Raw genomic sequence first — 12,901 nt, forward strand, 5'->3', positions numbered from 1 at the left:
AGTTTATACAGATTCATGTATAAATATTTCCTTTGAATTTATAAACCATCGCACGGTATATTTATTAAATTCACAGCAATAATCGGTTCGAGGACACCCATGACGCTTAATTTAACCATTCCACAACCCACTTATTCTGACTTCACCCCTCGTATCACGGTCATCGGTGTAGGTGGAGGGGGTACGAATGCGGTTAATAATATGATTCTTATGAATCTTAAAGGGGTTGAATTCGTCGTTGCAAATACCGATGCGCAACAACTAATGAACAGTCACTCCGATTATCGTATTCAATTAGGGCTTCACCTTACCGAAGGATTAGGCGCAGGTGCAAAGCCAGAAGTAGGTCGTCAAGCCGCAGAAGAAGCTTCTGAAGAAATTGCTCGTCATATGGAAAATGTTCATATGATTTTTATTACCGCGGGTATGGGTGGCGGGACAGGAACCGGTGCCGCACCTGTTATTGCTCAGATGGCAAAAGAACGCAATATTTTAACTGTTGGTGTCGTAACAAAACCTTTTACATTTGAAGGTGCCAAAAGAGCGCGCCTTGCAGAAGCCGGCATCGCCGAATTACAACAGTATGTGGATACCTTGATCGTTATACCCAACCAAAATCTATTCCGTACCGCTAACGAAAATACTACGTGGAAAGACGCCTTTAAAATGGCGGACGAAGTTCTGTATATGGGTGTTAAAGGGGTCACCGATTTAATGATGTCGCCAGGTTTAGTTAACCTTGATTTTGCTGATATTCGCACCGTTATGGCAGAAATGGGCAAAGCCATGATGGGTACTGGAGAGGTAGAAGGAGAAGATCGCGCCACACGGGCAGCAGAACTAGCCATTTCTAATCCACTTTTAGAAGATACCTCTATGGCCGGAGCAAGAGGGCTGCTTATAAACATTACAGGCGGTGAAGACTTAACATTGTTTGAAGTCGATCAAGCTGCAAACCGCATTAGGGAAGAAGTTAAGGAAGATGCCAATATAATTTTTGGATCAGCAATTGATGAGAGTTTAAACGGTAAAATAAGGGTTTCTGTTGTCGCTACAGGAATTGATAGTCAGTTTAAATATAGTAAACAAGACAACCAAACTCAGGATTCAAATCCGTCTGATGCTATTGAAAATACAGAGCATTCTACCACAGATCAAGCCGATACGTCTATTGCTACGGCGACAGCAAATACTATTAAAAAATCTCATCAAGACGTTACTGAGCCCGACCTTAAAACTGAAACAATAATCCCACAAAACACTAACCAAGAACCCAAAGCTCCCCCTCCAGATTCTGTGCCTGAACGCGTATCAAAAACCTCTCCTCGATCAGGTTTATTCTCTGAATCAAAACAACGTTCAGACGATACAGCTGCTTCCTCTTCTCGTAGTCTATTTGGTATTGTAACCGGGGCACTGCGAGGAAATAAAAGTGGTATTGACTCCAAATCTGAATCCACTAAAAACGAACCCACTATCTTTAATACGCAAGCTAGCGTTTCTAACGTTGATAGCTTCGACGACGAAGACAGCCTAGATATCCCTGCTTTTTTAAGAAGAAATAAAAGTAAACTATAAAATTATATACGATAACGAAATAAAGTTCGTAATACTATGCAATAATCTTTGACTGGTCTTCAGCTACAGTAAGTTCTAAAACGATAGTAAACTATTGCGGTCATTTATTGCTAGGAGATACGTTATGAGTGAAGCACAGAGTCAACCTGTAGCCCATCACGATCATAGCCTTCAAAATTATACCTGCTCATCTTATTCTTCTCAGCTCAGTAGCTCGTCTGCAGAATATTCCATTGCCTCTCCCATTGTTTGTTCGGGTATTGGATTGCATACTGGAAAATATATTTGTTTAAAATTACTACCGGCCCCCGCAGGGACAGGTATTGTTTTTCGCAGGACCGATAAAAATAATCTTTGTATAAAAGCACTTTATAGTAACGTTATCGACACAAAACTAAGTACAGTTATTGCTAATCCTCTTTATCCTACCGTGCGAATTTCAACCATAGAACATCTTATGGCTGCGCTAGCAGGAAATTACATTAATAACGTGATCATAGAATGCGACGGCCCTGAATTGCCTGTTTTTGACGGGTCTGCGCGCAAATATGTTTCTCTTTTGCAAAATGTCGAACATGTTAAATACCCTACCCGAGCCAAAACTCTCAAAATTTTAAAAACCGTTCGTGTTCAAGATAATGATGCTTTTGCTGAATTAAGTCCCTCTATTTATAAAAACTTGTCTTTATCCATTTTTATTAATTTTCCAGCTAAAATCATCGGTAAGCAACATTATTCAATGAAGCTTACCCCCAGCAATTTTAACAATAAAATTGCTCACTGCCGTACGTTTACGTTTAAGCAGGAAATAGACACTTTATTAGAAATGGGATTAGTAAAAGGGGGAAGCTTGGACAATGCCATTGTGGTCGAAAATAATAAAATTATCAACTCTAATGGGTTAAACTGTAAAGATGAATTTGTTAAGCATAAAATGCTTGATGCAATTGGGGATTTGTCTATGACTAATATGCAAATTCAGGGCAAATTTACGGGATATAAATCCGGACATAAACTTAACAATCTTTTGCTAAGACAATTGATGTCGGACAAAAAATCATGGTGCGTTGTTTGACGTGCCCAATGTAATTTTAATTTTTTATAATTAAACAAACAAGAGGCGTAAAATCCTCACTTTTGAATTAATTTATTCTCTTACTTAATTAATCGCTTCATCTTATTGCTCGACGTGTTATAAAATTAATTTCGTAATTAACTATTGTACCATTTCAGAAGAGCAGAAAGTTAGCATAACTGTGGTTGCAGTAAATCAAAAAAAACATTTTTCAAAGCATGTTTCTCGTATATGTATACCGTTATTATTTTCGATGAATTTAGTTGCTTGTGGTGGGAATCATCACGGTAAAAAGGAAACGAAAATCGTTAACGACAACTCAGAATTAAGTTATAAACAAAGTACACCCGAACAACTTTACAACAATGGAATTGATGCCTTAAAAACCAAGCATTATAAATTAGCAACCAAGCAATTTGAAACTTTACAAGAGAATTTCCCTTACTCTGGGTACGCTCCCAACGCACAATTAATGGAAGGGTATGCATATTATTTACAAAATCAGCACCCAGAAGCAGTCAAACAACTTGAAACTTTTTTACAACTTCATCCCAATAGTCCAGACGCACCTTATGCTTATTATTTAAGAGCACTTTGCTATTACGAACGCATTTCAGCAGTTGCAAGAGATCAGCAAAGTACCTTAGAAGCCCTTAGCGCCTTGAACGATGTAATAACGCGTTTCCCAGATACGCCGTACGCAAGAGACGCTCAGTTAAAAGTCGATTTGTGCCGTGATCATTTAGCGGGTAAAGAAATGTATGTAGGTCGGTTTTATGAACAACAAAAAAACTATGAAGCTGCAATTACACGGTATCAACGCGTTATTTTAGATTTCCAAACTACCAATCACGTCGCTGAAGCTTTGCATCGCTTGGTTGAGGTGTATCTTAAATTAGGATTAACCGATCAAGCGCGCAAAGCAGCGGCAGTTCTTGGCTATAATTATCCAGACAGTAAGTGGTATCGCTATACGTATGAAGATTTAAAAGATAATCATCTAGTAACGACCAAAACCGAAAAACCAACTGGAACAAAACCTAACTTTTTTGGTCGTATATGGCGTTCTGTGACCTCCATTTTTTAATGCGACACAACGAGTATAATTTTATTTGATATATAAATGTTAACTCAACTCTCTATACGCAATGTCGTACTAATTGAAAAACTTGATTTATATTTTGATCAAGGACTAACAGTGTTGACGGGAGAAACTGGGGCTGGAAAATCTATTTTACTTGACAGTCTTGGTTTGGTTTTAGGCGATAGAGCCAGTACAACCCTTATCCGTGCTGGAGCCAATCAAGCTAGTGTTACAGCATGTTTTGAAGTCATTCCAACGCATCCTATATTTTCTCAATTTACTGAGCAAGGCCTTGAAATAGCCGAAGCTGCTGAATCCGAGCTAGTCATCCGCAGGGTAATTACCGTAGATGGTCGCTCCAGAGCATATATCAATGACCAACCTATAGGAATATCTTTTCTTAGGGAAATTGCACAATCACTCGTAGAAATGCAAGGGCAATATGCTCAAGTAGGATTGATGGATCAGCGCACCCATCTTTTAATTTTAGATAGTTTTGGGGTTTCCTCTACCCTTATTGAACAAAATCAAAACGCTTATAAACGCTGGATTGAAGCCACTGCCCAATTGGCAGCTTTAAAAAAAACACTCGAAGCAACCGCAAAAGAAGAAGAATGGTTACGTAGTTCAGTAAAAGAATTAAAACAACTTTCCCCCCAAAAAAATGAAGAAATCGAGCTGGCTACACAAAGAAAAAATTTACAATACAATGAGCGAAAGTTAGAAGCATTATCTTCGGCCTTAAATTTAATCGCCCCCCAAGATCGCAGAGCTTTTCAACCCGCACAAACGTTATTGAATGCAAGTAAAGTATTGCAACGCTTGCTCCCTTCTGTGTCTAATCCTGAAGGATCGTCTTATAAAGAAGAAGAATCTGTCCAAGAAATATTGGAAGCCCTCACGCGTGCAGAGGAAAGTTTAGGCGAAGCAGAAACCATTTTAAACCGTTTAATTAATACCATCGAAATTAACCCGCAAAAATTAGACACTATCGAAGAAAGATTGTTTGGTCTTAGAGCGATAAGTAGAAAATTTAACGTTAGTATTAACGAATTACCTCTTCTTTTAGACGATTTTGAAAAACAGCTTTTAAATCTCGATCTGGGAAATCATGAAGTCAAAACATTAGAAATGGAAGTACACACTTTAAGAAGACAGTTCGAAGAAACATCGGAAAATTTGCATAAGGAAAGACAGAACGTAGCTTTACAATTACAAACATCTGTTGAAAAAGAACTTAAACCACTTAAATTGGAAAAGGCACGTTTTGTAGTCTCGTTTACGTCTTTACCTAAAGAAGCATGGAATTATACAGGAAAAGATCAAGTCCAGTTTCTTATTGCAGCAAACCCAGGTGTTCCCCCTGCCCCTCTAAATAAAGCGGCTTCTGGTGGTGAATTATCACGATTATTGCTAGCTTTAAAAGTGGTTATAAGTCGTCAATCCACTCTTTCTGCGTTGGTGTTTGATGAAATTGATGCAGGGGTTGGTGGCGCAACCGCCTCCGCAATTGGTGAACGTCTCCACCGTATTGCTAAAACAGTTCAAGTGTTTGCCGTCACACACAGCCCACAAATTGCCGCAAGCGCCGATGCTCAGTTTAAAATTGCCAAAACCATTAACGAGGGTATGACATTTGCTTATGCCCAAAAACTTAACAGGCAAGAACGTCGAGAAGAAATTGCTCGAATGTTAGCAGGAAACCAAATAACCGATGCAGCAAGAGCTGCTGCAGACAGTTTGTTAGACCATAAGAAATCATGAAAAAATCTCAAACTCCTTTTGAACATATTGAAACCCATCTACTCTCTAAATCCCAAGCAGAAGACGAAATGCTGGCACTGAAGGAGCTTTTGAAACAGTTTGATGATGCTTATTATAACCAAGATGATCCGCAGGTTGATGACGCTGTTTATGATACATTACGACGCAGGCAAAAAGACCTTCAATTACGCTTTCCAACCCTAGTAAAAACTTTGAATGTGCATGAAACTGTTGGCAGTGAACCCCGCACAGGACTGACAAAACGTACGCATCTTGTACCTATGCTTTCCTTAGAAAATGCCTTTAATACAACAGATTTTCAGAATTTTATCAATCGTATCCAACGCTATTTGGACTTAAAATCGAACGATATGGAGAATTTATCTTTTGTAGCTGAACCTAAGATTGATGGTCTTTCAATCAACCTGGTGTACGAAGATGGAAACCTTGTACAGGCTATCACACGAGGAGATGGAACAATAGGTGAAGACGTTACTGAAAATGTAAAAACAATATCCAACATACCCATTAAATTACTGAAAAAAGCTCCTGAAAAAATAGAAATAAGAGGCGAGGTGTATATTTCCAAGCAAGATTTTCTTATTTTAAATGAGCAACAAAAACAGTCACATAAACGGTTATTTGCCAACCCTAGAAACGCTGCAGCAGGTTCACTCAGACAATTGGACGTAGAAATAACCCGCCATAGGCCACTTTCTTTATTCGTTTATGCACAAGGGTATTCAAGCCAATCGGTTGCAGATACGCATGAGCATTTTCTTAAACGCTTACAAGAATGGGGCTTTCAGGTTAATCCATTGTATCGCGTTATAAAAAATGCCAACCAAGCGGAAGATTTTCAACAGACAATTTTCACCCAACGCTCTAGTCTTTCTTATGATATTGACGGTGTTGTTTATAAAGTGAATGATATTCATTTACAGGATAGATTGGGGTTTGTAGGACGTGCTCCGCGTTGGGCAATTGCCTGGAAATTCCCAGCAGAAAAAGGCATAACAACCTTAAAAAAAATAGAAATTCAAGTAGGCAGAACCGGGACGCTGACCCCCGTTGCTCTGTTAGAACCTATAAATATTGGTGGCGTCATCGTTACCCGAGCCACGTTACATAACGAAGACGAAATCAACCGAAAAGATATACGCGAAAACGACAAAGTTATTGTGCAACGCGCTGGGGACGTTATACCGCAAATTGTCCAAGTCGATGCCTCAAGTTTTAAAGAAACAAGAAATCTATCCTTTCAATTCCCACACACGTGCCCCATTTGTGGAGCACATGCTGAAAAACCAACGGGTGAAGCTGCAAGACGTTGTACTGGAGGCTTAACGTGTAAGGCTCAGATTGAAGAAAGATTAATTCATTTTTGCTCAAAAAATGCCTTTGATATTGAAGGAATGGGATCCAAAACCGTCTCAACTTTCTTTAAAGCAGGATTTATTCATCAACCTTCTGATATTTTTCACCTCGAAGCGTATCGCTCCGAAATACTCCGTCTAGAAGGCTGGGCAGAACTTTCTTTAGCTAACTTATTGTCTGCTATTGATCAAAAACGAACCGTCACATTGGATCGTTTTATTTATGCACTAGGTATTCGTCACATAGGCTTAGTAACGGCTAAGTTACTAGCAGCATACTATAACACGTATTCAATCTGGAAAGAGCAAATGATGTTAGCATGCCAGATCGGGTCAGACGCTAGATTAGCATTAGGCTCAATTGAAGGAATAGGACCTGCGGTAGCAGAGGAAATTACTGCTTTTTTCAGTGAAAAACACAATTTAAACACATTAAATGATCTAGAAAAAGTATTACATATCGAAAGTGTTGAAAGCAACACAGAAGGGTTGTTGGCTGGAAAAACAATTGTTTTTACTGGCACACTTTCAACAATGACACGCTCTGAAGCTAAGGATATAGCCGAACGCTTAGGGGCAAAAGTTACCAACTCGGTGTCAGTCAAAACAGATTATATTATTGAAGGCGTAGATGGTGGCAGTAAAGCCAAAAAAGCAAAAGAGCTGGGCAAAACGTGCTTAAATGAACAGGAATGGCGCGAACTCATCCACTATCCACCTTTGGATTAAATAAAAATTCCTAGAACGCATACGACATTTAATCTATATGCCGCTAAATTAATGGATTGGTCATACACCAAATAATTGTATGTTATAAGGAAATTATAAATTCTTTGTAATTGTGAAAACAATTTATCGAAAGTTATTTATGTGACCTCTAACCTATCTGGTCATTAACTACCCTCCCCCATATTTCGAAAATATAATCCATTGCGTAAAAACTAATTTGTTGGTTTCAAATAATTTTACCAATGACTGTAACCCACAATGTTCACTAATTTATGGTCTTATCAATGTTGTAATTAACATCTTATGAAATCAACTGCACGGGTCTTTATCTATACTATTTCCGCATATGTATAGTTATTTTATTACCTTTATCAATTGATAAAATTGTTGTTTTTATAAACTGAGATACAGTCGCAAAATGCGCTACAACATTTTTATTTAATTAATTTAAAAATAGTTACCTCCTATTAATAAAAATACGTAATCAAAGAACACTTTTTCGTGTGTTCCTAGTCTATACGATGATTTTGCCACTTAAATTCTAAACATGGCAAAATCGTTAAAGCCAATTATTAAATTATCTTCTTAAAATAACACTCACAGACATATTATTTTAAGAGATCGCTATGAGTACTAATAACGTAGTCGCTATTGATTTAGGAGCATCCAGTGGTCGTGTCATGCTTATCCGTTACCATCGCGAAAGCCAGACACTTTCTTTAAAAAAAATACATCGCTTTAAAACTCCCATACGTTTAAGGGCTAACCACTGTTATTGGGATATAGATGAAATTGAAAAACAAATACGTATTGGCCTAAAAACAATTGATAATTTGAATGTTGTTATCGACAGCATCGGCATTGATACATGGGGCGTTGATTACGTATTACTCGATAAAAATAAAAACCGCATTGGGCCAGTTTATTGTTACCGTGATTCCCGAACAAACGGCATTATGGAACGTGTTAAACAAGAACTTTCCGTCAATACAATCTATGAAAAAACCGGCATACAATTCCAACCGTTCAACACATTGTATCAACTCAAATCCCTAAAAGACGAAAATCCTGAATGGCTAAAGAGTGTTAGGCACTTTATTATGTTACCGGATTATTTAGCCTATTGTCTAACGGGGAACATACATTGTGAATACACCAATGCCACAACAACGCAACTAATTAATATCCATACAGGAACATGGGACAACGACTTAATTAACTACCTTAACCTCCCACAAAATTGGTTTAAACCTGTTCAAAAAATGGGACATACGATTGGTTATTGGAAAAATGCAAAAAACGAAGCCATTCCCGTCCTTTCGATAGCAAGTCATGATACAGCAAGCGCAGTTTTGGCTACACCTCTACGTGACAAAAATTGTGCCTATTTAAGTTCTGGAACGTGGTCACTTATAGGCTTAGATAGCGAACGCTTTTACCTTAATGAAGTATCACGTTGCAATAATATTACAAACGAAGGGGGTGTTAATAATCGCTATCGTGTCTTGAAAAATAGTATGGGACATTGGCTATTTCAACGAATTTGTCAAGAACATAGCATCAAAAATACCGCTCGTTTACTAAAAAACGTCGAAAATACACCTGCTTTTACCTGTTTGATTGATCCAAATCATAGCCAGTTTTTAAATCCAAAATCAATGACTAAAACAATTCAATTGGCCTGTAAAGAGCATCACGAGCCTATTCCTAATACCATTGAACAACTTAGTCGCTGTATATTCGATAGTCTAGCTTTATCCTACAATTATACGCTCAAACAATTATCCGCTTTAAGACATACACCCATTCAATCTTTACATGTTGTGGGTGGCGGCAGTCAAAATTCTCTTCTAAATCAACTCTGCGCCGATGCTTGCCAACTCCAAGTAACTACCGGTCCAATAGAAGCCTCAGCTTTAGGAAATGCTGGTGCACAATTTATTACTGCCGGCGTAATTCATACCATTGAGATGTTTCGTAAAATTATTAGCAACAGCTTTCCAGTCGCGTCTTATCACCCTCATCATTTAATTTCTGCCAATATTTACCATCGCTTCAATAGAATTTGTGACATTGCCGATAACACAGGAAACGAGATTGCTTTATAACGAAAGGGAATTTTACCATGCACTATGTAAAAGATAGCTACGATATCGCTCATAAACGATTTTCAGAGCTTGGCGTAGATACGGAAACAGCAATTCAAACTATGACTCATTTGCCCGTATCTATTCAATGTTGGCAAGGGGATGACGTCGGCGGATTCGAAAAAAGAAATCCGTCTTCATTAACAGGCGGGATTCAAGCAACAGGAAATTACCCGGGTAAAGCACGAACCGCTGACGAACTTCGACAAGATATAGAAATAGCCATAAATTATATTCCTGGACCAAAGCGGATCAATCTCCATGCCTCTTACCTCGAGTGCAATGAAACCATTGAACGCAATGAAATTGCTTCTGAGCATTTTGAAAATTGGGTTCTGTGGGCCAAGCACAACCACCTCAGCCTCGATTTTAATCCAACCTATTTTTCTCATCCCCTCAGCCAATTGGGCACCCTTACCAACCCTGATGAAAATATTCGCCAATTTTGGATTGACCATGGGATCGCGTGTCGAAAAATTTCAGCTTATTTTGGAAAAGAACTTAATTCACCCTCTATAATGAATATTTGGATCCCCGATGGAATGAAGGACTTACCTGCTGATCGCTTTGCTCCACGACAGCGTTTAATTCATTCGCTTGATCAAATCCTTCACGAAAAGATTGATGAAAATTACCATATTGATGCAGTTGAGAGCAAACTTTTCGGTATCGGTATCGAATCTTATACAGCAGGTTCGAATGAGTTTTACTTAGGCTATGCCATAACACGAAAGACAGCCCTTTGTTTAGACTCAGGGCACTTTCATCCTACGGAACTCATCTCAGACAAGATATCTGCCGTCACTCCATACGTCCATCATCTTTTATTACATATCAGCCGGCCTGTACGCTGGGATAGTGATCACGTTGTTCTTTTGGATGATGAAACGCAAGCCATTGCTAATGAAATTGTACGAGAAAAACTTTTTAACCGCGTACATATTGGTCTCGATTTTTTTGATGCGTCAATTAATCGTATTGCGGCTTGGATTATAGGAGCGCGAAACGTCAAAAAAGCATTATTACGCGCATTATTAGAACCTACCGATCAACTGCGTACAGTTGAAAATAAAATGGATTTTACGTCGAGTTTGGCCCTAATGGAAGAACAAAAATCTTTACCTTGGTCTGCCGTTTGGGACGAATATTGTAACCGAAACAATGCAAGCATCGGTCAAAATTGGCTTAAAGAAATACGAAATTACGAAGCCTCCACTTTATTAAAACGATAGGACGGGTTTCATGCAACACATTCACAACGCATGGTTTATTAAAGATATAGTAAAAGTTACAGAAGATATGTGGCTCAAAGGATGGAACGAACGTAATGGCGGAAATATAAGTTTGCGTTTAACCCAAAAAGACATTTGTTCCTACGAAAACGACTTTTATAGACATCCGCGCTTTCTCGAAACGACGCGTCCTTTCAAAGAGCTGGCAAATCAATATTTTTTGGTAACGGGTTCAGGAAAATTTTTTCGTAACGTCATGTTGGATCCAGAAGATACCTTAGCCCTGATACAAATTAACGAAGAAGGAACTGGGTATCATATTCTCTGGGGACTTCACAACGAGGGTGTCCCCACATCTGAACTGACAGCCCATTTGCAATCGCATATTACCAAAATGCAAGTCACAAATGGTCAAAATCGCGTCATTATGCACGGTCACGCAACCCATTTAATCGCCTTAAGTTATGTGTTGGAATTGAACTATGCATCGTTCACAAAACAACTTTGGGAGATGAGCACTGAATGTTTGGTAGTGTTTCCAGAAGGCATTGGTATTGTTCCTTGGATGGTTCCTGGAACCGATGCCATTGGCGATGAAACGGCATTGCTTATGAAAAAGCATAACTTAGTCCTGTGGCCCTTTCACGGAATATTTGGTGCAGGTGCAACGCTTGATGAAGCTTTTGGTTTAATTGACACCGCCGAAAAAGCAGCACAAATTCTTGTAAACGTCATGTCAATGGGAGGGAAAAAACAAACAATTTCCACCAACCAACTTATAGAACTTGCGAAACGTTTTAATGTTACCCCTCTAGCTGAAGCGCTAGCATCGTAACGTTTGCAAACAAAATTATACTGATTTGATTTTTAAAATTATTACGAAACCCTCTCATTATGGGGAAAATTTCATGAATAACGGTATTTTACTTGGAGTATTTTGGCACTTTATTGGGGCAACGTCTGCCGCTTGTTTTTATGCACCGTTAAAGAAAGTTCGAATATGGTCGTGGGAATTGATGTGGTCTGTAGCTGGTCTTTGCTCGTGGATTATTTTGCCTTGGGTTGTCAGCTATTGGCTTCTGCCTGATTTTTGGTCGTACTACGGATCGTTCAATCTTAATGTGATACTCCCTATTTTCTTGTTCGGAGCAATGTGGGGAGTTGGTAATATTGGTTATGGCTTAACCATGCGATATCTCGGAATGTCAATGGGGATAGGCATTGCTATTGGTATTACGTTGGTCGTTGGAACCTTAGCAACCCCCCTACTGCAAGGAAACTTTATGAAGTTAGCCTACTCTCCTGGAGGAAAATTTATTTTTCTTGGAGTGTTCACAGCTGTTATTGGCATAGCGATTGTCTCATATGCAGGCGTGTTAAAAGAACGTGCGAAACAAATAAAAACTGAAGATTTTCATCTTAAAAGAGGACTGTTGCTTGCTTGCCTCTGTGGAATATTTTCGGCAGGCATGTCTTTTGCTATAAACGCTGCCACGCCCATGCACCAAGAAGCTGCAAAACTGGGAATTTCACCTTTATTCGTTGATTTGCCCAGCTATGTTATTATTATGGGTGGAGGGGCTATCGTCAATCTCGGCTTTTGTTTTTATCGATTACTGAATTATAAGGCATTAAGACCGAATTCCATTTCTACGCCCCTCCTACTCAGAAATATTTTCTTTTCTGTCTTAGGCGGATCAATGTGGTATTTCCAATTTTTTTTCTATGCCTTTGGACACGCAAATATTCCCTCTAAATACAGCTTTATAAGTTGGATGCTCCATATGAGTTTTTACGTTTTATGTGGTGGCATTGTCGGCCTTATCCTTAAAGAATGGGGAGGTATTGGAAAAAAGCCTATTTATATTCTCTGTACTGGATGCCTCATCATCATCGTGGCAGCTAATATTGTCGGA

General features: G+C 38.8%; 9 protein-coding genes. All 9 read left to right on the top strand.

Translation table 11 applies throughout. The features are described 5' to 3' along the window. The first annotated feature begins 99 nt into the window (after positions 1 to 99). Positions 100 to 1,578, top strand: a complete 1,479-nt coding sequence (gene ftsZ / locus AABE15_RS01960; RefSeq protein WP_338329602.1) for a cell division protein FtsZ — start codon at positions 100 to 102, stop codon at positions 1,576 to 1,578. A 124-nt stretch (positions 1,579 to 1,702) separates the two neighbouring features. Further along, positions 1,703 to 2,653: a UDP-3-O-acyl-N-acetylglucosamine deacetylase gene (lpxC, locus tag AABE15_RS01965; RefSeq protein WP_338329603.1), complete on the top strand. Its 951-nt coding sequence runs from the start codon at positions 1,703 to 1,705 to the stop codon at positions 2,651 to 2,653. Between the two features lie 253 nt (positions 2,654 to 2,906). Continuing rightward, complete coding sequence (locus AABE15_RS01970; protein WP_408870239.1) at positions 2,907 to 3,740, top strand: outer membrane protein assembly factor BamD; 834 nt, start codon at positions 2,907 to 2,909, stop codon at positions 3,738 to 3,740. A gap of 36 nt (positions 3,741 to 3,776) precedes the next feature. After that, positions 3,777 to 5,501, top strand: coding sequence for a DNA repair protein RecN (recN, locus tag AABE15_RS01975; protein WP_338329605.1), 1,725 nt, complete (start codon positions 3,777 to 3,779; stop codon positions 5,499 to 5,501). After that, positions 5,498 to 7,606 (top strand): NAD-dependent DNA ligase LigA, encoded by a 2,109-nt coding sequence (ligA, locus tag AABE15_RS01980; protein ID WP_338329606.1) that lies wholly within the window; start codon positions 5,498 to 5,500, stop codon positions 7,604 to 7,606. The genes recN and ligA overlap by 4 nt, the downstream gene beginning before the upstream one ends. A 626-nt stretch (positions 7,607 to 8,232) precedes the next feature. Then, on the top strand, positions 8,233 to 9,714 hold the full coding sequence (rhaB, locus tag AABE15_RS01985) for a rhamnulokinase (protein ID WP_338329607.1): 1,482 nt from the start codon (positions 8,233 to 8,235) through the stop codon (positions 9,712 to 9,714). Positions 9,715 to 9,731: 17 nt separating this feature from the next. Then, positions 9,732 to 10,985, top strand: a complete 1,254-nt coding sequence (locus AABE15_RS01990) for an L-rhamnose isomerase (protein WP_338329608.1) — start codon at positions 9,732 to 9,734, stop codon at positions 10,983 to 10,985. Positions 10,986 to 10,995: 10 nt separating this feature from the next. Further along, a complete protein-coding gene (gene rhaD, locus AABE15_RS01995) occupies positions 10,996 to 11,820 on the top strand; it encodes a rhamnulose-1-phosphate aldolase (RefSeq protein ID WP_338329609.1) in 825 nt (274 codons plus the stop codon). A 73-nt stretch (positions 11,821 to 11,893) separates the two neighbouring features. Then, on the top strand, positions 11,894 to 12,901 hold a 1,008-nt coding region (gene rhaT, locus AABE15_RS02000; protein ID WP_338329610.1), incomplete at its 3' end, for an L-rhamnose/proton symporter RhaT.

The organism is Commensalibacter sp. Nvir (assembly GCF_963921845.1).
In the GTDB taxonomy this organism is placed as follows: Bacteria; Pseudomonadota; Alphaproteobacteria; order Acetobacterales; family Acetobacteraceae; genus Commensalibacter.